The 23,710-nt window shown below is 71.6% G+C and carries 21 protein-coding genes; 16 read left to right on the top strand and 5 right to left on the bottom strand.

Annotated elements, in window-relative coordinates; all coding sequences use genetic code 11:
- From AB0I43_RS12035 to AB0I43_RS11995, 9 genes are all read left to right on the top strand, one after another.
- Nucleotides 1-993 carry an ABC transporter permease gene (locus AB0I43_RS12035; protein WP_357431888.1) on the top strand — a complete coding sequence of 331 codons (993 nt, stop codon included), beginning with the start codon at nt 1-3 and terminating at the stop codon, nt 991-993.
- Nucleotides 986-1,222: a hypothetical protein gene (locus AB0I43_RS12030; protein ID WP_357431886.1), complete on the top strand. Its 237-nt coding sequence runs from the start codon at nt 986-988 to the stop codon at nt 1,220-1,222. Before AB0I43_RS12035 ends, AB0I43_RS12030 begins: the two co-directional genes overlap by 8 nt.
- Nucleotides 1,215-2,075 carry an ABC transporter permease gene (locus AB0I43_RS12025; RefSeq protein WP_357431884.1) on the top strand — a complete coding sequence of 287 codons (861 nt, stop codon included), beginning with the start codon at nt 1,215-1,217 and terminating at the stop codon, nt 2,073-2,075. The genes AB0I43_RS12030 and AB0I43_RS12025 overlap by 8 nt, the downstream gene beginning before the upstream one ends.
- Nucleotides 2,072-3,781 (top strand): ABC transporter ATP-binding protein, encoded by a 1,710-nt coding sequence (locus tag AB0I43_RS12020; protein ID WP_357431882.1) that lies wholly within the window; start codon nt 2,072-2,074, stop codon nt 3,779-3,781. The genes AB0I43_RS12025 and AB0I43_RS12020 overlap by 4 nt, the downstream gene beginning before the upstream one ends.
- Entirely contained in the window at nt 3,774-4,898 is a 1,125-nt protein-coding gene (locus AB0I43_RS12015) for an LLM class flavin-dependent oxidoreductase (protein WP_357431880.1), read from the top strand. The genes AB0I43_RS12020 and AB0I43_RS12015 overlap by 8 nt, the downstream gene beginning before the upstream one ends.
- Before the next feature lie 10 nt (nt 4,899-4,908).
- A complete protein-coding gene (locus AB0I43_RS12010) occupies nt 4,909-6,279 on the top strand; it encodes an NtaA/DmoA family FMN-dependent monooxygenase (RefSeq protein ID WP_357431877.1) in 1,371 nt (456 codons plus the stop codon).
- Nucleotides 6,276-7,088, top strand: a complete 813-nt coding sequence (locus AB0I43_RS12005; RefSeq protein ID WP_356970478.1) for a DUF1684 domain-containing protein — start codon at nt 6,276-6,278, stop codon at nt 7,086-7,088. Before AB0I43_RS12010 ends, AB0I43_RS12005 begins: the two co-directional genes overlap by 4 nt.
- On the top strand, nt 7,085-8,236 hold the full coding sequence (locus AB0I43_RS12000; RefSeq protein ID WP_356970481.1) for an LLM class flavin-dependent oxidoreductase: 1,152 nt from the start codon (nt 7,085-7,087) through the stop codon (nt 8,234-8,236). The genes AB0I43_RS12005 and AB0I43_RS12000 overlap by 4 nt, the downstream gene beginning before the upstream one ends.
- Before the next feature lie 131 nt (nt 8,237-8,367).
- Entirely contained in the window at nt 8,368-10,395 is a 2,028-nt protein-coding gene (locus AB0I43_RS11995; RefSeq protein WP_357431875.1) for a CocE/NonD family hydrolase, read from the top strand.
- 12 nt (nt 10,396-10,407) lie between these two features.
- On the opposite strand, the gene AB0I43_RS11990 is transcribed toward AB0I43_RS11995, so the two are convergent.
- Nucleotides 10,408-11,409: a methylenetetrahydrofolate reductase gene (locus AB0I43_RS11990; RefSeq protein WP_356970485.1), complete on the bottom strand. Its 1,002-nt coding sequence runs from the start codon at nt 11,407-11,409 to the stop codon at nt 10,408-10,410.
- A 326-nt stretch (nt 11,410-11,735) separates the two neighbouring features.
- On the opposite strand from AB0I43_RS11990, the gene AB0I43_RS11985 reads away from it, so the two are divergent.
- The 5 genes from AB0I43_RS11985 to AB0I43_RS11965 all read left to right on the top strand — a co-directional run bounded on the left by AB0I43_RS11985 (nt 11,736) and on the right by AB0I43_RS11965 (nt 17,374).
- Nucleotides 11,736-12,782, top strand: a complete 1,047-nt coding sequence (locus AB0I43_RS11985) for a polyprenyl synthetase family protein (RefSeq protein ID WP_356970487.1) — start codon at nt 11,736-11,738, stop codon at nt 12,780-12,782.
- Nucleotides 12,779-12,985 carry a hypothetical protein gene (locus AB0I43_RS11980; RefSeq protein WP_356970489.1) on the top strand — a complete coding sequence of 69 codons (207 nt, stop codon included), beginning with the start codon at nt 12,779-12,781 and terminating at the stop codon, nt 12,983-12,985. Before AB0I43_RS11985 ends, AB0I43_RS11980 begins: the two co-directional genes overlap by 4 nt.
- A 69-nt stretch (nt 12,986-13,054) precedes the next feature.
- Nucleotides 13,055-14,632: a phytoene desaturase family protein gene (gene crtI / locus AB0I43_RS11975; protein ID WP_357431874.1), complete on the top strand. Its 1,578-nt coding sequence runs from the start codon at nt 13,055-13,057 to the stop codon at nt 14,630-14,632.
- 196 nt (nt 14,633-14,828) lie between these two features.
- Nucleotides 14,829-16,403 (top strand): alpha-(1->6)-mannopyranosyltransferase A, encoded by a 1,575-nt coding sequence (locus AB0I43_RS11970; protein ID WP_356971394.1) that lies wholly within the window; start codon nt 14,829-14,831, stop codon nt 16,401-16,403.
- Nucleotides 16,400-17,374 (top strand): phytoene/squalene synthase family protein, encoded by a 975-nt coding sequence (locus AB0I43_RS11965; protein ID WP_357431872.1) that lies wholly within the window; start codon nt 16,400-16,402, stop codon nt 17,372-17,374. Before AB0I43_RS11970 ends, AB0I43_RS11965 begins: the two co-directional genes overlap by 4 nt.
- A gap of 177 nt (nt 17,375-17,551) precedes the next feature.
- Here AB0I43_RS11965 and AB0I43_RS11960 read toward each other — a convergent pair whose 3' ends face one another.
- Nucleotides 17,552-17,920, bottom strand: a complete 369-nt coding sequence (locus AB0I43_RS11960; RefSeq protein ID WP_356970495.1) for an Rv2175c family DNA-binding protein — start codon at nt 17,918-17,920, stop codon at nt 17,552-17,554.
- A 149-nt stretch (nt 17,921-18,069) separates the two neighbouring features.
- Between AB0I43_RS11960 and pknB the strand changes: the two genes are divergently transcribed.
- Entirely contained in the window at nt 18,070-20,046 is a 1,977-nt protein-coding gene (gene pknB, locus AB0I43_RS11955) for a Stk1 family PASTA domain-containing Ser/Thr kinase (protein WP_356970497.1), read from the top strand.
- Nucleotides 20,047-20,102: 56 nt separating this feature from the next.
- Here the strand turns inward: pknB and AB0I43_RS11950 are convergent, their stop codons facing one another.
- A complete protein-coding gene (locus AB0I43_RS11950) occupies nt 20,103-21,491 on the bottom strand; it encodes a class II 3-deoxy-7-phosphoheptulonate synthase (protein ID WP_356970499.1) in 1,389 nt (462 codons plus the stop codon).
- A gap of 171 nt (nt 21,492-21,662) precedes the next feature.
- Here AB0I43_RS11950 and AB0I43_RS11945 point away from each other — a divergent pair, with 171 nt between their 5' ends.
- On the top strand, nt 21,663-22,151 hold the full coding sequence (locus AB0I43_RS11945; RefSeq protein ID WP_356971396.1) for a polyadenylate-specific 3'-exoribonuclease AS: 489 nt from the start codon (nt 21,663-21,665) through the stop codon (nt 22,149-22,151).
- A 5-nt stretch (nt 22,152-22,156) separates the two neighbouring features.
- Here AB0I43_RS11945 and AB0I43_RS11940 read toward each other — a convergent pair whose 3' ends face one another.
- Together AB0I43_RS11940 and AB0I43_RS11935 are read right to left on the bottom strand one after the other, a co-directional pair.
- The gene (locus tag AB0I43_RS11940; RefSeq protein WP_357431870.1) at nt 22,157-22,450 is read right to left on the bottom strand and encodes an alpha/beta hydrolase; all 294 of its coding nucleotides are present in this window, start codon (nt 22,448-22,450) and stop codon (nt 22,157-22,159) included.
- 24 nt (nt 22,451-22,474) lie between these two features.
- Nucleotides 22,475-23,581, bottom strand: a complete 1,107-nt coding sequence (locus AB0I43_RS11935) for an MFS transporter (protein ID WP_357431981.1) — start codon at nt 23,579-23,581, stop codon at nt 22,475-22,477.
- Nucleotides 23,582-23,710: the final 129 nt, after the last annotated feature.

The raw sequence follows: 23,710 nt of genomic DNA, 5'->3' as shown, positions 1-23,710 counted from the left end.
ATGGGCCGGTATCTGGCGGCGCGGGCCGCGCAGGCGGTCTGGGTGCTGTGGGCGGCGTTCACCGTCTCGTTCGTGGTGCTCTACCTGCTGCCCGCCGACCCGGTGTCGATCGCGGCCGGCGGCGCGGAGTCCGGTTCCCCGGCAAGTCCGGCGGCGATCGCCGAGTTGCAGGCCAGGTACGGGCTGGATCAGCCACTGTGGCAGCAGTATTGGACCGCGCTCGGTCGTGCCCTGCGCGGTGACCTCGGGCACTCCATCGGCACCGGGCAGCCGGTGACCGAGGCGATCGGCGAGGCGCTGCCCGCGACCCTCGGCCTGGCCGCGCTCACCCTGCTCTTCGCCGTCCTGGGCGGCGTCGGGCTGGCCTTCGCGGCGACCGCCACGCGCCGGCCCTGGCTGCGCAACACGCTCACCGCGCTCCCCTCGATCGGGGTCGCGGTGCCCACCTTCTGCACCGGACTCGTGCTGCTGCAGGTGTTCTCGTTCCAGTTGCGGCTGGCGCCGGCCTTCGGCGGGCACGGCCTCGGCGGTGCGGTGCTGCCCGCGCTGACCCTGGCCCTGCCGATCGGTGCGGTGATCGCGCAGGTCCTCACCGCCGGACTGGAATCCACCTGGCGGCAGCCGTTCGTGGACGTCGCCCTGGCCAAGGGCGGTTCGCGCTGGTGGGTGCGGCGCAGGCACGTGCTGCGCCCGGCCAGTGTGCCGGCCTTCACCATCGCCGGGGTGCTGGTGGGCAACATCCTGGCCGGCGCCGTCGTGGTGGAGAGCGTCTTCGCCCGGCCCGGCGTCGGGCGGCTCACCCAGACCGCGGTGCTGGATCAGGACATTCCCGTGGTGCAGGGCATCGTGCTGCTCAGCGCGGCGGTCTTCGTCACGGTGAACCTGCTCGTCGATCTGCTCTACCCCCTGCTCGATCCGCGCATCACCGGTCACCGGAAACCTTCGGACACAACCACTCTCAGCACCACCGAGGAGGTGACCGCACGTGTATGACGCGACCCGCACGCACGGCGAACTGGATCGGTCCGTCGCGGCTGTCTTCGCGAACCTCTTCGAGGTGAGCCACGGTCCACTCGGCCCCGGACTCGGCTGCACGCCGTGGCTGCTCTTCGGCCCGGCCGCAGCGCCACCGCCGGGCCGCCGGTGGAACTGGCTGCGCGCCGACGGCGGCTCCCGCTGGGCCTTCGCCGCGATCGCGGAGGCGGTGCGCACCCATGGTTGACCTGACCGACGAGCGCGCGAGCACGACGCTGCGGCTCACAATCCCCTGGAACTGGCTACGCGCCAACGCTTTCACGCTCCTGGCCGCCGCGGTGGCGCTGCTGGCGCTGGGCTGGGCGCTGTTCCCCTCGTTCTTCGCCGGCGGCGATCCGCTGACCGGCGTGCCCGCGCAGAAGTTCCGGAGCCCCAGCGCCGAACACTGGTTCGGCACCGACAATCTCGGCCGCGACCTCTACACCCGCATGGTGCACGGCGCCGGGCTCTCGCTCTCGGCGACGCTCACCGCCGTCGCGATCGCGCTGCTGGCGGGGTCGCTGCTGGGCCTGCTCTCGGGTGCGATCGGCGGGATCGTGGACGCGGCCGTCATGCGTGTGGTCGATGTGCTGCTGGCCATCCCCTCCCTGCTGCTGGCGCTGGCGCTGGTGACGGCCCTGGGCTTCGGCACCCGCAATGTGGCTGTCGCCGTCGGTGTTTCGCTGATCGCCAACTTCGCCCGGGTGATGCGCTCGGAGGTGCTGCGGGTCCGCGGCGAGGTCTACGTGGAGGCCGCCCACGCGAGCGGCGTGCGCTGGTACACGGTGCTGGCCCGCCACATCCTGCCGAATTCCGCGCCGCCCGTGCTCGCGCTCGCCGCGGTCGAATTCGGGATGGCGGTGCTGTCGGTCTCGGCGCTGAGCTTCCTCGGCTACGGCGCGAAACCGCCGACACCGGAATGGGGTTCGCTGATCTCCGAGGGCCGCAACTACCTGGCCGTCGCCTGGTGGCTGACCACGCTGCCGGGCCTGGTCATCATCGCGGTCGTGGTCGCAGCGCAATATCTGGGCCGGGTCGCCGGACGGGGGACGCACCGATGACACTGGACATTTCCGCACCGAGCCGTGCCGTCCCGCCGCGCCCGACCACCGAAGCGCCGAGCGACGTGCTGCTGGCGGTGCGCGATCTGCGGGTGCGCTACCGCTCCGCCCGGGGCGCGGTCCCCGCGCTCGCGGGCGTCTCGCTGGAACTCGAGCGCGGCGAGGTGGTCGCCCTGGTCGGCGAATCCGGCTCCGGCAAGTCCACGCTCGGGCACGCACTGCTCGGCCTGCTCGCGCCACCCGCCGAAGTCACCGGCGGCCGTATCGTTTTCGACGGCGCGGAGCTCGGTCCGCACGACGAACGCGCCTGGCGCGCCCGGCGCGGGACACGGATCGGGTTCGTCCCGCAGGACCCCGGACTGTCGCTGAATCCGGTGCGGCGCGTGGGCGACCAGGTCGCCGAGACCCTGCTGGTGCACGGGCTGGCCGAGCCGAAGTCGGCCCGGGAGCGCGCGCTCCGCCTGCTCGCGGAGGCCGGGCTGGATCGCCCCGAGCTGCGTGCGGCGCAATATCCGCACGAACTGTCCGGCGGACAGCGCCAGCGGGTGCTGATCGCGTCCGCGCTGATCGCGGCGCCGGACCTGGTGATCGCCGACGAGCCCACCAGCGCGCTGGACGCGACGGTGGCCCGCCGGGTCCTCGACCAGCTGACCGCGCAGACCACGGCGCGCGGGACCGCGGTCCTGCTGATCACGCACGACCTCGCCGTCGCGGCCGAACGGGCGGACCGGCTGATCGTGCTCCACGGCGGCGAGATCGTCGAGACCGGGCCGACCGCGGAACTCCTCGCGGCGCCGCGACATCCGTACACCCGGCGGCTGCTGGCGGCCTCGCCCAGCCTGGCGCCGTTCGACGGCTTCCGCGATCCACCGGCGGCCGGCGCGCCGCCGTTGCTCACGGTTCGTGAGGTGCGAAAACGCTTCCACGCCAAGGCCGGGGCCGCGGTCACCGCGGTGGACGGCGTCGGGTTCGAGCTGCGGCGCGGGGAAACCCTGTCGCTGGTCGGCGAATCCGGGTCCGGGAAGTCGACCACGGCGCGGATCGCGTTGCGGCTCACCGCTCCCGACAGCGGCTCGGTGGTCTTCGACGGCCGGGATCTCACCCGGGCCCGGGGCGCGCGGCTGCGCGCGCTGCGGCAGCGGTTCCAGGTGGTCTATCAGAACCCGTACGCCTCGCTGGACCCGCGCTGGCAGGTGTCGAAGATCGTCGAGGAACCGTTGCGCGCCTTCGGCGTCGGGGACCGCGCCGCCCGGCGCGAGCGCGTGCGGGAACTGCTGGATCAGGTGGCGCTGCCCGAACGTTTCGCCCAGCGCCGTCCCGCCGAGCTGTCCGGCGGGCAGCGCCAGCGCGTCGCGATCGCTCGCGCGCTGGCGCTGCACCCGGACCTGCTGGTGCTCGACGAACCCGTGTCGGCCTTGGACGCCTCCATCCAGGCCCAGATCCTCGAGCTGCTGGAGCGGCTGCAGGCCGAGCTCGACCTGAGTTACCTGTTCATCTCGCACGACCTCGCCGTGGTGCGCCGGATCAGCGACCGCGTCGCGGTCATGCGGCACGGGCGCATCGTCGAAACCGGCACCACCGCCGACATTTTCGGCGCCCCACAGCACGACTACACCCGCGAGCTGCTGGCCGCGATCCCCGGCGGCCGCCGCACCGCCGCGGGCGAACAGACTCCCCGACTGGAAAGGACCGCCGCGCATGGCTGATCCGACATTGTTCCTCGGCCTCGAGCTCGCCGGGACCGGCGTCCACCCGGCGTCGTGGCGGCGCGCCGACTCCCGCGCCGAAGACCTGTTCACCGGCGGGTACTGGGTGGACGCGGTGACGGCCGCCGAAACCGCCGGCGTGGACGCGGTCTTCCTGCCGGACGCGTTCACACCGCAACCCGGCGGGCCCGGCGTCACGCGCGGGCGGCTGGACGCGGTGGCCATCGCGGCGCGGGTCGCGACGGCCACGCACGGCATCGGACTGCTGCCGCAGGCCTCGGTCACCCACACCGAGCCCTTCCACCTGTCCAAGGCGATCGCGAGCCTGGACTTCGCCTCCGCCGGCCGGGCGGGCTGGGAGGTCACCGTGTCCGAGACCGCGGCCGAGGCGAAGGCGTTCGGACGCAAGGGCGTGCAGGACGCCGGCTCGCTGTGGCACGAGGCGGACGAGGCGATCGAGGTGGTCACCCGGCTGTGGGACAGCTGGGAGGACGACGCCGAGATCCGCGACGTGCCCACCGGCCGGTTCATCGACCGGGACAAACTGCACTACATCGACTTCGCGGGCGACAACTTCTCGGTGAAGGGCCCCTCGATCACCCCGCGCTCGCCGCAGGGCCAGCCGATCGTGGCGGTCCGCGCCGCGGACGCGGCCGGCGCCGCCGTCGCCGTGCGGCGCGCCGACCTCATCCGGATCTCGGCCGCGTCGCTCGAGCAGGCCCGCGCCCGCCGAGCGGATCTGCGCGCGGCGCTGGACCGGGCCGGCCGCGACCCCGACGCGGTGCGGGTGCTGCTGGATCTGGATCTGCACCTGGCCAGCACCGTCGACGCCGCCGCGGCCGAGGTGCTCGAACTCGACCGGTGGGCGGCACCGGCCGCCGCGCCGCGGGCCGGGGACGCGCCGCTGCGCCACCTCGGCACCACGCTGGGCCTGCGCACGCTGCTCGACGAGATCGGCGGTGTCGCCGACGGCGTGGTGCTGCGCCCGCTCGCGCTCGCGCCCGTGCTGACCCGCCTGGCCGACCTGGGCCGGGCCCGGCCCGCCGGAACCGCCTTCCGCCACCGGCTCGGCCTGCCCCGCCCGGTCAGCCGGTACGCGACCGCGCCGACGAACTGAAGGACCGTCCATGACCGAGTCACGCAAGCAAGTCCACCTCGCCGCACACTTCCCCGGCGTCAACAACACCACCGTCTGGGCCGACCCGGATTCCAGGAGCCAGATCGAGATCGATTCGTTCGTGCACCTGGCCCGCACCGCCGAGCGCGGCCTGTTCGACTTCTTCTTCCTGGCCGAGGGCCTGCGCCTGCGCGAGCACCGCGACCGCATCCACGACCTGGACGTGGTGGGCCGCCCGGACACCTTCACGGTGCTGAACGCGCTCGCCGGAGTCACCCGCCACCTCGGCCTGGCGGGCACCATCAACACCACCTTCAACGAACCGTTCGAGCTGGCCAAGCAGTTCGCCTCGCTGGATCACCTCTCCGGCGGCCGGGCGGCCTGGAACGCCGTCACCTCCTCCGACGCCTTCACCGGCGAGAACTTCCGGCGCGGCGGCTATCTCGAGCACAGCCGCCGCTATCAGCGCGCGGCCGAGGTGGTCGAGGCGAGCCGGGCGCTGTGGGACAGCTGGCCGGACGGGGCCCTGGTGGTGGACCGCGAGGCCGGGATCTTCGCCCACGACGTGGCCGAAACCCGGATTCGCAGTTCACAATTCGAGATCGACGCGACCTTCGTGCTGCCGCCGAGCCCGCAGGGCTACCCGGTGCAGTTGCAGGCCGGTGATTCCGACGAGGGCCGCGAGTTCGGCGCCGCCACGGCCGACGCCATCTTCACCGGCCACGGCACGCTGGAGGCGGGCCGGGAGTTCTACGCCGACATGAAGGGCCGGCTCGCGAAATACGGGCGCGGGCCCGAGGATTTGAAGATCCTGCCCGCCGCCACCTTCGTACTCGGCGACACCGAGGCCGACGCGCAGGAACGCGCCCGGCACATCCGGTTGCAGCAGGTCGGGCCGCAGACCGCGATCGCCTTCCTCGAACAGGTCTGGGGGCGTGACCTTTCCACCTACGACCCGGACGGCCCGCTGCCCGAGGTCGAACCGGCCGACAACGTGGAGATCACGCGCGGCCGGGTCCGGCACGCCAAGGATCCGCGCGCGGTGGCCGCGGCCTGGCGCGCCAAGGCCGAGGCCGAGCGGCTGAGCATCCGGGAGCTGATCATCGAGGTCACCGCGCGCCAGCAGTTCGTGGGTACGCCCGCGCAGGTCGCCGCGCGGATCGACGAGTACGTCCAGGCCGACGCCGCCGACGGCTTCATCCTGGTCCCCCATCTCACCCCCGGCGGGCTCGACGAATTCGTCGACCGCGTCGTCCCGGAGCTGCAGGAACGCGGCAGCTTCCGCACCGAGTACACCGGCTCGACCCTGCGCGAGCATCTCGGCCTGCGCCATCCCTATCTCTCCCGGCACACCGTTCACGAAGGAGCTCGCGCGTCATGACCACCAGCACCGCCACCGAATTCGACACCGCCTGGGCCCTGTGGCATCACGCCCGGGAGGACCAGCTGCGCGACCCGCTGGGCTTCCTGAGCCTGACCGGCCTGCACTGGCTGACCGACCGACCCGAACGCCTCGACGACGTCCCCGGCACCTGGTGGGTGACCGACGACAAGGTCTTCATCACCGCCCAGCCCGGCGATCGGCTCGACTTCGACGGTGTCCGCATCGCGGGCGTGCAGATCCTGACCCCGGCCGAAGGCGCGCCGGGAATCGAGGTGCGCCACGGCGACCGGATCCTGGAGGTGATCCGCCGCACCGGCCGGCACGCCGTGCGCGTGCACGACCCGGCGGCCCCGGCTCTCGTCACCTTCGACGGCATCCCCGCCTACGCGCCGGACCCGCGCTGGCTCGTCCACGGACGCTACCGCCCGTTCGACACGCCGCGCACCCTGACCACCGGCGCAGTCGTCGAGGGCCTGGAGCACCACCACACCGCCACGGGCACCATCGAATTCGCGATCGGCGAGGTGACCGAGCGGGTGGTGGCCTTCGGCCACGGCGACGACCTGCGCCTGCTGTTCACGGACGCGACCAGCGGCGTCACCACCTACCCCGCAGCCCGTTCGCTGGCGATCGGCGCCGCCGACCCCGACGGCACCGTGCGCCTGGACTTCAACCGGTCGGCGAATCTGCCCTGCGCCTTCACCGATTTCGCGACCTGCCCGATCGCGCCCGCGGAGAACCGCCTGCGGGTCGCCATCGAGGCCGGCGAGCAGCACCCCGGATCGGGCCGGGGTGATCACGCATGAGCGTGCCGCTGTCCGTCCTCGATCTCGCGCCGATCAGCGCCGGGTCCAGCGCGCGGCAGGCGCTGCGCAACACCATCGATCTGGCCCAGCGCGCCGAACAGTGGGGCTATCACCGGTTCTGGCTGGCCGAGCATCACTTCGTCGCGGTCGCGAGCTCGTCCTCGATCACGCTGATCGGGCAGGTCGCCGCGGCCACCACCCGGATCCGGGTGGGCTCGGCGGCGGTGCAGCTGGGCCATCACACCTCGGTCTCGATCGTGGAGGCGTTCGGCACCATCGACGCGCTGCATCCGGGACGGCTCGACCTCGGCGTCGGCCGGTCCGGGCACCGCAAGACCCAGTTCGGCGCGGAGCCGGCCCGCCCCCGGGGCGCGCGCCCCGTGCTCGACGCCGCCACCGGGCGCACCCAGGTGCGGGACGGGGTGGTGATCCCGCCGCCGTTCGACCCGGGCCGGGTCACCGATCGGACCAAATTCCTGGCCGGACTGCGCGCGCTGCACCAGGAGGGCGCCCAGCCGCAGGAGTTCACCCAGCAGATCGACGACCTCCGCGCTCTGCTGGCCGGGACCTACACCACGCCGGAGGGTGTTGCGCTGCAAGCGGTTCCGGGCACGGGCGCACAGGTCGACCTGTGGCTGTTCGGCAGTTCCGGGGGCGTCAGCGCGGAACTCGCGGGCCGGCTGGGCCTGCCGTTCGCGGCGGCCTATCACGTCGCGCCCGGCACGGCGCTGGACGCGGTCGACGCCTACCGCGCGGCGTTCCGCCCCTCGGTGCGCCTGGCCGAGCCCTACGTGGTGGTCTCCGCGGACGTGCTGGTGGCCGAAACCGACGCGGCCGCACAGCGACTCGCGGCCACCTATGGCCACTGGGTGTACGGGATCCGCTCCGGCGCGGGCGCGCCGGAATACCCCGATCCGGCGCACACCGCCCCGCTGACCGCCGATCAGCAGCGGCTGGTGGCCGATCGCACGGGCACGCAGTTCGTCGGCTCGCCCGCGACGGTGACCGAGCGCCTGGCCGCCCTGCAACGGGTGAGCGGCGCGGACGAACTGCTGATCACCAGCGTCGCGCACGATCACGCCGATCGGCTGGAATCGCACCGGCTGCTGGCCGAGGCGTGGAGCGCTCGGGCCGTCCGCGCCGCCTGACGAACCGGGCATTTGCATTCCACTGCGTCTGCATCTTTCCCGCGGTAACGGCTCGTGCACTCGACCAATAGGTCTTGTGCACGAGGCCGTTTCGCTAAAGAACATACACAACTGCATGTAATGTTCGGCCTGTGACGACATCTCCCCCGCGCCGCCGCGCGCGCTGGTTCATCGCCGGGCTCGCCGCCCTGGTGACCGCCACACTGGCCACGGCTCCCCCGGCACCGGCCGTGCCCGCGGGCGAACCGCACTGGGCCGCGCTGCATGACGGTCCGCAGCAGTACCCGTCGATCCACATCGACTGGGACCTGCCGATCACGATGAGCGACGGCACCGTCCTCAAAGCCAACCTGTACCGGCCCGCCGACGCCAACGGGCCCGTCAGCGCCCCGCTGCCGACGATCGTCAACCTCACGCCCTACACCAAGCTGATGTCGATGATCGCCCAGACCGCGCTGTCGATCCCGGTGCTCTCCGACGCCGTGAGCGGCGTGCTGCGCGATTTCAGCCTGAACGGCACGCCGCTGGAGGGCCTCACCGACCAGACCCGCACGCTCGGCGGCGGTTTCGGGCAAGCCTTCGCGGTGGACCCGGACCTGATCCGCAGCGGCTACGCCCAGCTCGTCGTCGACGTGCGCGGCACCGGGTTCTCCCAGGGCAGCTGGGAGCCGTGGGGCCCGAAAGACCAGGCCGACACCCCGGAGGTGATCGCCTGGGCGGCCGCGCAGCCCTGGTCGAACGGCCGCGTCGGCATGACCGGCGCCTCCTACTCCGGCATCAACCAGGTCCAGGCCGCCGCCAAGCAACCACCCGCCCTGCAGGCGATCGTGCCCCTCGTGCCCGGCAACGACCTGGAGCAGGACATGATCGCCCCGGGCGGCGGCGCCATCGGCATCCTCGCGCCGTACCTGCTCGCGGTGAACCTGCTCAAGCTCACCCCCGATCTGGTCTCCCTGGCCCTCGGTCGCTTCGACACCCAGTGGCTGGCCGACCGACTGCGCGACCCGATGTCGTTCCTGGACATCGCGATCGCCACCCTGGCCACCAGCTCCTTCGACACGGTGCCGCCGGAACTGGAGACCGTGCTCGACCCCGCCAGCGCGATCCGGCAGGCCTGGCTCGGGCATCCGGACCGGATCACCGCGCGCACCTTGGTGATCGGCGGCTGGCACGACAACTTCGCCAACGGCGAACCGCGCATCTACCGCGACATCCCGCTGCCGCCCGGACAGAAACAGCTGATCATGGGCAACAGCTACCACGTCAGCGCCGGCTTCGACATGCGCGGCCGCGACGGCGAACCGCCCCGCATCGACGTCCTGCAGCGCGCCTGGTTCGACCGCTGGCTCAAGGACATCGACAACGGCATCGATCGCTACGGCCCGGTCACCCTGTGGCAGCAAGGCGGCGGCTGGACGACCGCCCCGGAATTCCCGCGCCCCGGGCACACCCACCAGCGCCTGTACCTCTCGGCGGCCCCGAGCGGAACCACGGCCACCAGCGCCCACGACGGCAGCCTGGGCCCCGCCGCGCCCGGCGAGTCCCGGCGGCTGACCGTCGCGCCGGGCCTGGCCAGCCTGTGCTCCGCCGACGCCGCGCAGGGCACCGCGGGCATCCTGGTGTTCACCGGCTGCGGCAAGGACGCCCGGGTGCAGGAACTTCAGGGACTCACCTTCACCAGCCCGCCGGTCGCCGACACGACCACCCTGTCCGGCCCGATCGCGGTGCACCTGAACACGATGCACGACGCCGCCGACGGGTACTGGACGGTGACCGTCAACGACGTCGCCCCCGACGGGCGCTCCACCACACTGAGCACCGGGCAGCTGGTCGCCTCGCTGCGCGCGCTGGACGAGAGCCGCAGCGCCCGCGCGGCCAACGGCGACTACACCGACCCCTACCCGATCATGTCGATCCACCAGCGCCTGCCCACCGTGCCCGGCCAGGCCACCCAGCTCGACCTCGGGCTCGCGCCGACCGACGCCGTGCTGAAACCGGGGCACCGGCTGCGGGTGGACGTGTTCGCGAGCAACTACCCGAAGGGGCTGCCGATCCGGCCGTTCCTGGACGCCACGGAACTGAAACCGCAACACCTGTGGCTGGATCCGGCCGCGCCGAGCTACGTCAACGTGCCGCTCGCCGGAAATCCGGGTTGGTGAAAGGGCGTGGCCTCAGGCGCTGAGCGGCGCCGCGGTCACGCCGTAACCCAGATTGGTGAGCACCTCGCTGGTCGCCTTCGCGAAGTTCAGCGTGATGAAGTGCAGGCACGGCGCGCCCTCCTCGATCAGGCGCTGGGCCATCTCGGTGGCGATCTCGATGCCGGCCGCGCGCACGGCGGCCCGGTTCTCCTCCGGTCCGTCCCCGGCGGCGGCGCGCAGGCGCTCCAGCACCCGGCCCGGCAGCGGGCGGCCGCACAGCTCTTCCGCGCGCTCGACCGTGCGCAGCGAGGTGATCGGCATCAGCTCGGGAATGATCGGCTTCTCCGCCTCGACCGGATCGAAGGCGGCCAGCCGATCGCGCAACCGCAGGTAGTGCTCGACGTCGAAGAACATCTGGGTGATCGAATACTCCGCGCCCGCACGCAGTTTCGCGGCCAGGAACTCGGTGTCGTGATCCAGGTCCGGGGACCGGTGATGGCCCTGCGGGAACGAGGCGACGCCGACGTGGAAATCACCCAGGTCGCGCACGATGCGCACCAGTTCCTCGGCGTACTCCACACCGTGTGGGTGTTTTTCCCACTTGCCCAGCGGATCGCCCGGCGGGTCGCCGCGCAGCACCAGGATGTTCTTGATCCCCGAATCGGCGTAAGCGCCGACCAGCGACCGCAATTCGGCGAGGCTGTGCCCGACCGCGGTCAGGTGCGCCACCGGCAGCAGGATCGTCTCCTGCGCCAGCTGGCCGGTCACCCGCACGGTCCGGTCCCGGGTGGAACCGCCCGCGCCGTAGGTCATCGACACGAAGGCCGGGTGCATGCACTCGAACTCGCGCACGGCCCGCCACAGGCGTGCTTCGGCCGCCGCGTCCCGGGGCGGATTGAACTCCACCGAGAACGGCACGGCCCGGGCGCCGGGCGCCCGCAAGCTCTGCACGACCGAGGGGGTTCCAGAGACGATCGGTGGCGTCCGGGACGGTCGGCCAGGGGTCGAGCGTCCCCGCGAGTCATCGAAAGTCACTGGTCCAGTGTAGGGGGACCTGCACGTTCGGCCTATTTCCTCCCACATCGCGGGAAAAAGGGTTGACCCGGGCGACGGCGGTCACAGCGGGCACGCGTATCCTTTTACTGGGCAGTACCCTCGCGGTGACCTGGCCGATATCCCGCCTCGGCCCCGAGCCCGCCACCACCGACTTTCCGCCGCGCCCGCCACGGTGCGGCCCGTGATCCACCTTGGAGGATGCCCTGTCCGCCGGACCAGGTACCCCGACCGAAACCCAGTCGTCGGCGACCACCGGGGCGGCCTCCGCTACTCCGTTCCCGAGTGGGCCGGGTTTCGTCACCGCCGTGGAAAGCGCGCTGACCGAGTTCTTCGCCGCCAAGCGCACCACCGTCGATCCGCTGGGTCCGGTGTTCGTCGAAGCCGCCGAAGCCCTGGAGCTTTTCGTGCTGCGCGGCGGCAAGCGCACGCGCCCGGCCTTCGCCTGGACCGGCTGGCTCGGCGCGGGCGGCGATCCCGAGGGCTCCGAGGCGGCCGCGGTGCTGAGCGCCTGTGCCGCACTCGAACTCGTGCAGGCCTGCGCGCTCGTGCACGACGACATCATCGATTCCTCCCGCACCCGGCGCCGGTTCCCGACCGTGCACGTCGACTTCGAACAGCGCCACCGCGAACGCGGCTGGGCCGGTGACTCCGCGCACTTCGGCACCAGCGTCGCCATCCTGATCGGCGATCTGGCGCTGGCCTGGGCCGACGACATGGTGCACGCCTCGGGCCTGGACGACGCCGCGATCTCGCGCTTCGCCCCGATCTGGGGCCTGATGCGCACCGAGGTGCTGGGCGGGCAACTGCTCGACATCAACGGCGAAGCCGGCGGCGACGAGTCCGTCGAGGCCGCGCTGCGCATCAACCGGTACAAGACCGCCGCCTACACCGTGGAGCGCCCGCTGCACCTGGGCGCGGCCATCGCCGACGCCGACGCCGGGCTGTTCAAGGCCTACCGCGAGTTCGGCACCGACATCGGCATCGCCTTCCAGCTGCGCGACGACCTGCTCGGGGTCTTCGGCGACCCGGCCGTCACCGGCAAGCCCTCCGGCGACGACCTGCGCGAGGGCAAGCGCACCGTGCTGCTCGCCGAGGCGCTGCGCCGCGCCGACGCCACCGATCCGGCCGCCGCGCGCCTGCTGCGCGACAGCCTCGGCACCGACCTCAGCGCCGAGGCCGTGGAACGCCTGCGCGCCGTGCTCACCGAGCTCGGCGCCGTCGACGATGTGGAAAGCCGCATCGCCGATCTGACCGAACGCGGCCTCGCCGCGATCGAAACCTCAACCGCCACCACACCCGCCAAACAGTCATTGCGTGCGATGGCACTCGCCGCAACCAGGAGGACCGCATGAAAGCCGTTGTGGGACCAGCCGATCGAGTGATCACCGTCGGCGCGGGCCCGGCTCCGCGTACCGCGGGCAAGCGCCGCGGTAAGAGCTTCGTGCTCACCGAGCGCCGGATCATGATGGGCGCGGCGCTGCCCACCCGTCGTGCCATCCGACTACCGAAGGCCTGCGCCGCCACGGCTACCGCCGACGAGCAGACCGGCGAATAACCCTGTAGTCCACATCCTCCGGCCACCAGCGGTGGTCGGAGGATTCGGCGTGCGCTGAGGAGATCGATCATGAAGACCGTCCCGGGCCCGACCGATCGGGTCGTGGTGGTGGGAGCCGGGTTGTCCGGGCTCGCCGCGGCGCTGTACCTGACCGCCGCCGGGCGCACCGTCACCGTGCTGGAACGCGCCGACCACGTCGGCGGGCGGGTCGGCGTCTATCGCGGACCCGACTACGAGATCGATTCCGGCGCAACGGTTCTGACACTGCCCGAGCTGGTGACCGACGCGCTCGCCGCGGTCGGGCGGACGCCGGAGTCCTGCGGGCTGCGCATCCGCGAACTGGCGCCGAGCTACCACGCGCGCTTCGCCGACGGCGCCGACATCCGGGTCTTCGCCGACGCCGACACCATGGCCGAGGAGGTCGCCCGGGTCTGCGGGCCGGTCGAGGCGCGCCGCTACCGGCGGCTGCGGGACTGGCTGGCGCGGGTCTACGCGGCCGAGTTCACCGAGTTCATGGACACCAACTTCGACTCGCCGCTGGACATGGTGCGCCGGCCGGAAAAGCGCGCCGCGCTGCTGGAATTGGTGCGGCTCGGCGGTTTCGGCCGGCTGGGCGCCCGGGTCGGGCGCCTCCTGCGCGATCAGCGGCTGGCGCGGCTGTTCACCTTCCAGGCGCTCTACGCCGGTCTACCGCCCGCCGAGGCACTGGCCGTCTACGGCGCGATCCCGCACATGGACACCTCGCTCGGGGTGTACTTCCCCGAGGGCGGCATGCGCGCCGTCGCGGCGGCCCTGGCCGAGGCGTTCACCGGCGCCGGCGGCACGCTGGCGCTGGACACCGAGGTGGTCGGCATCGATTACGAAGGCGGCCGGGCCCGGCGGGTCTGCACCGCCGACGGCCGGGCGGTCGAGTGCGACGCCGTCGTGCTCACCGCGGACCTCGGATCGATCGACCGTTTCGGCGTCCCCCGCCGCCGGTGGCTGCGGGCCGCCCCATCCGCGGTGGTAGCGCACGGCACGGTCCCGGCCGCGATCGCCGCGGGCTGGCCGGTGCAGGCGCACCACACCATCGATTTCGGCGCGGCCTGGACACAGACCTTCGCCGAGATCGCCGCGCGGCGCGGCCGCGGGCGCCTGATGAGCGATCCGTCACTGCTGCTCACCCGGCCCGCGCTCACCGACCCGGGCCTGTACATCGACCGCCCGGACGGACGGCACGAACCGTTCTCACTGCTCGCGCCGTGCCCCAATCTCACGGCGGCGCCGCTGGATTGGGACCACCTCGGGCCGTCCTACCTGCGCGAACTCCTGGACACGCTGGAGCGGCGCGGCTACACCGGCATCGCCGAGCACTTCACCGTCGATCACCTCGACACCCCGCGCACCTGGCGCGCCCGGGGGATGCTGGCGGGCAGCCCGTTCTCCGCCGCGCACGTTTTCCGGCAGACCGGTCCGTTCCGCCCGCGCAACCTCCCGCGCTCCAGCGACAACGTGGTTATCGCAGGTTGCGGCACCACGCCGGGTGTCGGCGTGCCCACTGTCCTGCTGTCCGGAAAACTGGCGGCAACCCGGATTACCGGGCTGTCGGCGCCGAGATCGGAAGAAACCGCGCCTACCATGGCGCTAGGGTTCGCCACGAAGCATTAAACTGATCGCCGACCTATTCGCTCGCGGTTGCGACCGCCGACCTTGCCGGGGGGACCGAGACCACATGCCATCCCCGGACATGCGCGTCACCACCGACAATGCGGCCGTCAGCGATCATTTGCCGGGCCGCGCGAAAGGGTCGGCCGGCTCCGCCGCCGGCGAACCCGCGGCGGCCCCGCAACCCCTGCGGTCGCGGATGCAGACCTACGCCGATTTCATCCGCAGCCCCGAAGGGCACGCGGCGCTGATGGGTTTCGTCGGCGCCGTCATGATCACCTTCGGCGGCTTCGGCGCCGGCAGTGTCCGCAAGGTGGACCCGCTGCTGGAGTCCTGGCACCTGTCCTGGCTACGTTTCGGCCACGGCCTGGTGCTGTCGAGCATGGTGGTCTGGATCGGCGTGCTGCTCATGATCACCGCGTGGGTTCGCCTGGGGCGGACCACCATCGGCACGGGCGACCGCGTCGGCGCGGACGTGACACTGAACGAACTGCGCGCCATCGTCGGCATCTGGGTCTTCCCGCTGTTGTTCGCGGTGCCCATGTTCAGCCGCGACGCCTACTCCTACCTGGCCCAGGGCGCGCTGCTGCGCGACGGCTTCGACCCGTACGCGGTCGGCCCGGTCGCCAATCCCGGTGTCCTGCTGGACAACGTGAGCGCGGTGTGGACCTCCACCACCGCGCCCTACGGTCCGATCTTCCTGCTGCTCGCCCGCGGCATCACCGCCATCACCGGCGACAACGTCGTCGCGGGCACCATCGGATTGCGCCTGGTGATGCTGCCCGGCCTGGCGCTGATGATGTGGGCGGTGCCGTATCTGACCAAGCACCTCGGCGGCAAGCCGACGGTCGCGCTGTGGCTGGCGGTGCTCAACCCGCTGGTGCTGATCCACCTGATCGGCGGCGTGCACAACGAGATGCTGATGGTCGGCCTGATGTGCGCCGGCATCGCGCTCGTGCTGGAACGTCATCACGTCGCGGGCATCATGGTGGTCGCCATCGGCGTCGCCATCAAGGCGACGGCGGGCATCGCGCTGCCCTTCCTGGTGTGGATCTGGATGCTGCACGAAAAGGAGAAGCGCGCCGCCGAACGCCTGGGCAAGCCAACCGACGATCCCGCGGTCATCGACACCGACGCGGCCGCACCGTCGCGCGACATGCCGCACCCGGCGTTCGTCTTCGCCAAGATCGCGGGCCTGGGCCTGCTCGCGTTCGCGGCCGTGTTCGCGGCTGCCACGCTGATCGCCGGTGTCGGCATCGGCTGGCTGCAGGCGCTGCAGGGCTCCAACAAGATCATCAACTGGCTCTCGCTGCCGACCGCGATCGCCGAGATCGTCGCCCTGATCAGCCCGCTGGAGCGGGCGCCGGTGCTCGACATCACCCGCCTGATGTGCGAGCTCGCGCTGGCCCTGACGCTGGTGCTGGTCTGGTGGCGCTTCCGGCACAGCGAGCGCGAAGCCGTCCTCGGCATCACGATCGCGTTCGTCGCCATCGTCATCCTCTCCCCCGCCGCGCTGCCCTGGTACTACTCCTGGCCGCTGGCTCTGGCCGCCGGCTTCGCGCTCTCCACCCGGACACTGATGGTGCTGGTCGGCCTGTGTACCTGGCTGATGCTGGTATTCACGCCGGACGGCAATATCGGGCTCTACAACTTCTGGCACGTGGCGGCCGCGACCTTCGCCGCCGTCGTGGCCGCCCTGTCGCTGCGCAAGGTGGATCCGCTGCGCCTGCGCGCCACCCCGCCGCCTGTGGAAGCCGCCGCGCGCCGGACATGAGTTCCGCGCAGCTGGAGTCCGCCTACCGGGTCTGCGGGCGGATCGCCGCCGAGCACGGGCGCACCTATTTCCTGGCCACCCGGCTGCTGGCCGCGTCCCGGCGGCCCGCCGTGCACGCGCTCTACGCGTTCGCGCGCACGGTGGACGACCTCGTCGACCACGCCGTGGCCGAGCCCGCCGCCGAACTCGACCGGATCGAGCACGCGTTGCGCACGGCCCTGGACCGGGGCGGCGCGGACGAGCCGGTGCTGCTCGCGCTGACCGACACCATCGAGCGCTACGACATCGCGCCGCGGCATTTCTGGACCTTCCTGGAATCCATGCGCATGGACATCCCCGGCTCCGCGGTCTATCGCGACCGCTACGCGACCATGGCCGACCTGCGCGACTACATGCGCGGCTCCGCCGCCGCCATCGGCCTGCAACTGCTGCCGGTGCTCGGCACCGTCGTCCCGCGCGCCGCGGCCGAGCCCGCCGCCGCCGCGCTCGGCGAGGCGTTCCAGCTCACCAATTTCCTCCGCGACGTCGGCGAGGACCTGGACCGCGGGCGGGTCTACCTGCCCGCCGAAGACCTCGCCGCCTTCGGCGTCGACCACGATCTACTGCTGCACTGCCGCCGCACCGGCCACACCGAGCCGCGCCTACGGCGCGCACTGGCCCACCTGATCGCCGTGAACCGCGACCTCTACCGCCGCGCCGCCCCCGGCATCGACCTGCTCGACCCGCGCGTACGCCCCGCCATCCGCACCGCAAGCGCCCTGTACGCAGACATCCTCACCGAAATCGAGCACACCGGCTACGCCGTCTTCACCACCCGCGCAACTGTCCCCCACCACCGCCGCCTCCACGTCGCCACCGCCAACTTCATCCTGCGAAAAAACACCCCTGCGCCCAGCTTTCGCCGAGAACCCGGCCTACGCGGAGGGAGTCTTACGACCGACTCGCTCGCGTCCCGTCTCGCCTCCGAGTAGCCGAAGCGCATGCGCGCAAGCGCGAGTCTCGGCTACTCGGAGGCGAGACCTCAGGGGACGCGAGCAGCGGCGCCCGCGCCGCAGAGTCTCAGCAGCGCATGCGCGCAAGCGCGAGTCTCGGCTACTCGGAGGCGAGACTTCCAGGGACGCGAGCAGCGGCGCCCGCGCCGCAGAGTTTCAGAAGGGGTCGGCGGCGGCGCGGCGGATGACTTCGCGGGCCAGCGGTCCGTGCAGCGCGTCGACCGGCTTGCCGGGCAGGCTGTCGTCGTCGGTGAAGATCCACTCCAGGATCTCCTCGTCGGTGTACTTTGCGTCCTTCATCACGGTGATCAGGCCCGGCAGATGCTTGGTGACGCCGCCGTGCGGATCGAAGAAGATCTCCGGAACACCGGCGATGCCGTCGCGGCGTAGCGCGATCAGTTGATGGTCGCGCAGCATCTGATGCACTCGAGTCACCGAGATGCCGAGCTTGTCGGCCACTTCAGGCAGTGGCAGCAGGGTCACGGACACCGGAAGAACATCATCACTGCAGGGAAATGCACTCACCCCGACAACGGTAGACGGTGTCCCCGCGCAGGTCGCGAGTCACCCGGGCGTGGCCGGAAAACAGTCGCGGCTGCCGGGGTTACCGTCTCGAACACAGTTACCATCGTGGGGGCCGCACCGCGCGGACGATTGCTTTGGAGGAACATCACTTGATCGGGCAGATCCTGGAGGGGCGCTACCGGATTGACGCGCCGATCGCACGGGGCGGGATGTCGATGGTCTTCCGCGGGATGGATACCCGGCTGGACCGCCCGGTCGCGATCAAGGTGATGGATCCCAAGTTCGCCGGTGACCCGCAGTTCCTCTCGCGTTTCGAGTTCGAGGCCCGCGCGGTCGCCAAGCTCAAGCATCCGTCCCTGGTCGCGGTGTACGACCAGGGCGTGGACGGCGACTACCCGTTCCTCATCATGGAGCTGGTCGAGGGCGGCACGCTGCGCGAACTCCTCCGCGAGCGCGGGCCGATGCCGCCGCACGCGGTGCGCGCGGTCGCCGAGCCGGTGCTGGCGGCGATCGGCGTCGCGCACGCGGCCGGGCTGGTGCACCGCGACGTCAAGCCCGAGAACGTGCTGATCTCCGACGCCGGTGATGTGAAGATCGCCGATTTCGGGCTGGTCCGCGCCGTCGCGGCGGCCAATACGACCTCGGCGAGCGTCATCCTGGGCACCGCGGCGTATCTGTCGCCCGAGCAGGTCACCTCCGGTTCCGCGGACGCCCGCAGCGACGTCTACTCCTTCGGCGTGCTGATCTTCGAACTGCTCACCGGTCGGGTGCCCTTCAGCGGCGACACCTCGATCTCGGTGGCCTACCAGCGCATCGAGAACGACGTGCCGAGCCCGAGCGAGTTCATCGCGGGCGTGCCGCCGGAATTCGACGACCTGGTCGCCCGGGCCACCGCCCGCGACCCCTTACAGCGCTTCGCCGACGCCGGCGAGATGGCGGCCGCGCTGCGCGTCATCGCCCGGGATCTGGAACTGCCGCCGTACCGGGTGCCCGCGCCGCAGGAGTCGGCCGAGCATCTCAGTGCTGGCTTCACCGCCGACATCGGCAGCCCGGCGCGCACCCCGCAGCCGGCGCCGCAGCCGCAGTTCGCGGCCGAGCCCGCACACACCAAGGTGGTCACCGCCGCCCGGCCGCGCGTCCCGGATTACGCGCCGGATTACGACGACTACGCCCCCGGCAACGCCTACGACCGCACCGAGGTGCACGAGTACGCGCCGCCGAATCGGCAGCCGTACCAGACCGATCCGAGCCGGTCGCGGCGCACGGCGATGATCTGGGCGGCGGTCGTGGTGGTGCTGACGCTGCTGGTCGGCGTCGGCGGCTGGTGGCTCGGCGTCGGCCGGTACTCGCCCGTGCCGCCGGTGGCCGGGCTGAGCAGCGAGCAGGCCACCGCCGCGCTGCAGGACGCCGGATTCAGCACCGAGACCAGGGACAAAGCCTCCGACACCATTCCGGTCGGCGGCGTCGTCGGCACCGATCCGTCCGCGGGGTCCAAGGTGACCAAGGGCTCCACCGTCGCGGTGCTGATCTCCAGCGGCAAGCCGCGGGTCCCGGACGTGCAGCCCGGTGACGACGTCAAGAAGGTCAACCAGCGGATCCGGGACGCGGGCCTGCAACCCATCGACGCGGGCGAGGTGGGCAGCCAGTTGCCCAAGGGCAGCCTGGCCCGGGTGGAACCCGGCGTGGGCACCGTGCTGCCGATGGGCGCGCAGGTCAAGGTCTATCGCAGCAACGGCGCGCCGCCGGTGCAGCTGCCCGACGTGCGCGGCAAGACCGTCGACGAGGCGACGAGCGTGCTGAGCAAGGCCGGGATCAAGGTGAAGAACCAGCGCACCGAGTTCGACAAGGCGATCGAGTCCGGTCAGGTCGTCGGCACCGATCCGGCCGCGGGCACCACGCTCAACTCCGGCGATTCGGTGACGCTGATCGTGTCCGACGCGGTGAAGATCCCGTTCCTCGTCGGGTCCAGCGTCGGTGACGCGCGCCAGAAGCTGGTCGCGCTCGGATTCAAGGTGCAGGTGCAGTCGCTCACCGACTCCGATACCTCCGTGGTGATCGGGCAGGCGCCCGGGGCGGGCAGCCGGGTCGAGCCGGGCAGCACGATCACCCTCACCGCACTTCCCTGACAGCGGAACGGGGCGCGGATTCGATCCGGCGCCCCGTTCCGTGTCGAAAACTTCTGTCAGCGCAGCATTTCCGCGACGAGGAACGCCAGCTCCAGCGACTGCTGGGTGTTCAGGCGCGGGTCGCAGGCCGTTTCGTAGCGGTCGTTGAGATCCAGGTCGGAGATGTCCTGGGCGCCGCCGAGGCATTCGGTGACGTCCTCACCGGTCAGCTCGATGTGCAGACCACCCGGATGCGTGCCGAGCGCGTGGTGCACCTCGAAGAAGCCCTGCACCTCGTCGACGATGCGGTCGAAGTGGCGGGTCTTGAAGCCGGTGGACGCCTCGTGGGTGTTGCCGTGCATCGGGTCGCACTGCCAGATCACCTGGTGCCCGGTGGCCTGCACCTTCTCGATGATCGGCGGCAGCGCGTCGCGCACCTTGCCGTTGCCCATGCGCGAGACGATCGTCAACCGGCCCGGCTCGTTGTTCGGGTCCAGGCGCTCGACGTACTCCACCGCCTGGTCGGGGGTGGTGGTCGGGCCGATCTTCAGGCCGATCGGGTTGGCCAGCAGTTCGGCGAACGCGATGTGCGCGCCGTCGAGCTGACGGGTGCGCTCGCCGATCCACAGGAAGTGCGCGGACAGGTCGTAGAGGGCCGGTTCGCCGGTGGCCGGGTTCGAGCCCAGGCGCAGCATGGCGCGCTCGTAGTCCAGCACCAGCGCCTCGTGGCTGGCGTAGAGGCGCGCGGACTGCAGGCTCGGGTCGTTCACCCGGCAGGCCGTCATGAAGGCCAGGCCGCGGTCGATCTCCTCGGCCAGCGCCTCGTAGCGGGCGCCGGCGGGCGACTGCGCGACGAAATCGCGGTTCCAGTCGTGCACCTTGTGCAGGTCGGCCATGCCGGCGCTGGTGAGCGCGCGGACCAGGTTCATCGCCGCGCTGGCGTTGGCGTAGGCGCGGACCAGGCGCGAGGGGTCGTGCACGCGCAGCTTCTCGTCGGCGACCAGCGAGTTCACCATGTCGCCGCGGTAGGAGGTCAGGCCGAGCGAGTCGGTGTCGGAGGAGCGCGGCTTGGCGTACTGGCCGGCGATCCGCGCGACCTTCACCACCGGCAGGCTGGCACCGTAGGTGAGCACGACGGCCATCTGCAGCAGGGTGCGGATATTGCCGCGGATGTGCGGTTCGGTGTTGTCTGCGAAGGTCTCCGCGCAGTCGCCGCCCTGGAGCAGGAAGGCCTCACCGCGCGCCACCTCGGCGAGCCGCTCGCGCAGCTCCTCCACCTCGGCGGGCACACAGATCGGCGGCACGCTCTCCAGCACGGTGCGCATCTTCGCCGCCTGCTCCGGGTCCCACGACGGCTGCTGCAGCGCGGGCCGCGCCAACGCGTCGTCCAGACGCCGGCGCAGTTCGGCGGGCAGCGGCGGCAGTTCCGGCAAGCGGTCGATGGGTACGTCGACGGTCCAGTTCACGAGATTCAGAATACGGACCGCCTCGGCCAGCAGATAGGCCGAGGTAGTAGCAAAAGGCCGCAACCTTGGTGGCGGAAATATCCACCATGGTGGGCCTTGCGGCAAACGACCGGCACATCCGGCATAGGGTTGGGGCGCTGAGCCGGACGATCCAGGAGAGAGGCGATCTCGCTGAGGTATTTCTATGACTGCGAGTTCATCGAGGACGGGAAAACGATCGATCTCGTATCGATCGCCTTCGTCTGCGAAGACGGGCGCGAGTACTACGCCGTATCCACCGAATTCGATGCCGGGCGGGCCGGGCCGTGGGTGCGCAAGTACGTGCTGCCGCAGTTGCCGCCGCCCTCGTCTCCGCTGTGGCGCAGCCGCGCGCAGATCCGGGACGACGTGTACAAGTTCCTGGTTCCGCGTTCCACCGTGCAGCCCGAACTGTGGGCGTGGGTGTCGGCCTATGACCATGTGGCGCTGTGCCAGCTGTGGGGGTCGATGATCGATCTGCCGACCACGCTGCCGCGCTACACCAACGAGTTGCGCCAGCACTGGGAGGCGCACGGGCGGCCCGAACTGCCCGCGATCCCGCCCGACGCGCACGACGCGCTGGCCGACGCCCGGCACAACCTGGCGAAGTTCGAGGCGATCGAGGCGGCCCGCCGCCGCTGACCCGTTCAGCCCACGGTGTCGGCGAGGAAGGCGCGCTCCGCGCCGAGGTGCGCGAGCAGGGCCAGCACGTCGCGGGTGTACTGAGTCCAGGTGTGGCGGGCCGGATCCCGGCACACCGAGCGGCCGTAGCCGCGGATGTCGGGCAGGGCGACGCGATAGTCGTCGGCCAGCCCGTGGGCCAGCGGCAGCAGGCTCCGGTGGTCGGGCCCGCCGCCGTGCAACAGCACGACGAGGGGGCCCGTGCTACCGAGGGCGGTCGCGGACAGTTCGCAGCCGTCGTCGCCGGAATAGGTGAACACAGGTCGACTCCAGTTCGCAGCGGGTCAGGGCCGGGGTAGGAACAGCGCCGCCAGCAGCGCGCCGAGGGGCACCACGCACACCACGGTGAGCACCGCCTGCGGTCCGTGCCGATCGGCGAGCGCGCCGAGCAGGGGCACGAAAAGGCCGCCGGCGCTCACCGCGAGGCCGAGCGTCACCCCGGCCGCGGTCCCGGGCCGGGCGGGCAGGTAGTCCTGGCCGAGTTTGACCAGCACCGCGAACGGGAGATTGACCGCCGCACCCGCCAGCACCGCGACCACCAGTCCCAGGCCGGGATCCGGCACCAGCCGGAGTAGCACGAGTGCGGGAATCGCCGCGGCGCAACCGATCCGGATGGTCGGCAGCATGCCGATCCGGTCCGCGATCCGCCCGCCCGCCAGCGTGCCCAGCACGCCGCCCACCAGAAACGCCGTCAACGCGACACCGCCCAGGAACGGCGTGGCGCCCAACTCGACGATCCAGTACAGCGCGAGGAACGTGATGATCCCGATCCCCGCCACCGACCGGATCACCGCCACGGCCGTCAACAGCAGAAACGGCGGCCAGCGATCCGGTCCGGGGACACCCGCGGCCGTCTCCGTCGCCACAGTGCGTCGCTGCTGATGCCGCCACAGCACGAACGCCATCAGCACCGCGGGCGGAATGAACAGCGCGGTGGCCCCGACGCCCCAGGCGACGAAGGCGGGGGCCACCAGTGCGGGCGCCAGGAAGAACCCGATGCTGCCGCCCGCCGCGAACAGACTCATCGCCCCGGCGCTGCCGCCGGCCGCCCGGCGCGCGTCCCGCCCGGCGGCCGGGTGGAACGCCGCGACGCCCACGCCCGACAGCAGCAGCAGCGTCCACACCAGCGCGTAGCCCGGCGCCAAGCCCGCGAGACCGGCGCCCGCCCCGGCGGCCAGCAGTCCGGCGGGCGCGAGCCACAGCAGCGGCCGGCGATCGACCAGAATCCCCAGAATCGGCTGGGGCAGCGAACTTCCCAGCGTCGCCGCCAACGCCAGACCGGACGCGGCGGCGTAGCTGTAATCCCGTTCCAGCACGAAGAACGGAATGCTCGCGGGCACCAGGCCCTGATAGAAATCGCTGACGATATGCGCGGAGACCCAGTACCGCATCCGCTGCCACGCCGGGCGCCCGCCGACCGTGGCCTGCTCCTGTACCCATGTCACGCAGCTCAGCGTAGGAAGCCGAGCCCCTGCGGACTTCCGATAAAATGCCATCTTGTGTCGGAAGATCGCCAAACT

The organism is Nocardia sp. NPDC050435, assembly GCF_040655395.1.
In the GTDB taxonomy this organism is placed as follows: domain Bacteria; phylum Actinomycetota; class Actinomycetes; order Mycobacteriales; family Mycobacteriaceae; genus Nocardia.
Note: the sequence above shows the minus strand (reverse complement) of the source record. Positions and strands in the feature narration are given on the sequence as shown.

Bases quoted from the DNA above. Each gene is read 5' to 3' on its own strand.
- AB0I43_RS12035 (WP_357431888.1), top strand. From the start codon at position 1: ATGGGCCGGTATCTGGCGGCGCGGGCCGCGCAGGCGGTCTGGGTGCTG.
- AB0I43_RS12025 (WP_357431884.1), top strand. From the start codon at position 1,215: ATGGTTGACCTGACCGACGAGCGCGCGAGCACGACGCTGCGGCTCACA.
- AB0I43_RS12020 (WP_357431882.1), top strand. From the start codon at position 2,072: ATGACACTGGACATTTCCGCACCGAGCCGTGCCGTCCCGCCGCGCCCG.
- AB0I43_RS12015 (WP_357431880.1), top strand. From the start codon at position 3,774: ATGGCTGATCCGACATTGTTCCTCGGCCTCGAGCTCGCCGGGACCGGC.
- AB0I43_RS12010 (WP_357431877.1), top strand. From the start codon at position 4,909: ATGACCGAGTCACGCAAGCAAGTCCACCTCGCCGCACACTTCCCCGGC.
- AB0I43_RS12005 (WP_356970478.1), top strand. From the start codon at position 6,276: ATGACCACCAGCACCGCCACCGAATTCGACACCGCCTGGGCCCTGTGG.
- AB0I43_RS12000 (WP_356970481.1), top strand. From the start codon at position 7,085: ATGAGCGTGCCGCTGTCCGTCCTCGATCTCGCGCCGATCAGCGCCGGG.
- AB0I43_RS11980 (WP_356970489.1), top strand. From the start codon at position 12,779: ATGAAAGCCGTTGTGGGACCAGCCGATCGAGTGATCACCGTCGGCGCG.
- crtI (WP_357431874.1), top strand. From the start codon at position 13,055: ATGAAGACCGTCCCGGGCCCGACCGATCGGGTCGTGGTGGTGGGAGCC.
- AB0I43_RS11970 (WP_356971394.1), top strand. From the start codon at position 14,829: ATGCAGACCTACGCCGATTTCATCCGCAGCCCCGAAGGGCACGCGGCG.
- AB0I43_RS11965 (WP_357431872.1), top strand. From the start codon at position 16,400: ATGAGTTCCGCGCAGCTGGAGTCCGCCTACCGGGTCTGCGGGCGGATC.
- AB0I43_RS11935 (WP_357431981.1), bottom strand. From the start codon at position 23,581: ATGCGGTACTGGGTCTCCGCGCATATCGTCAGCGATTTCTATCAGGGC.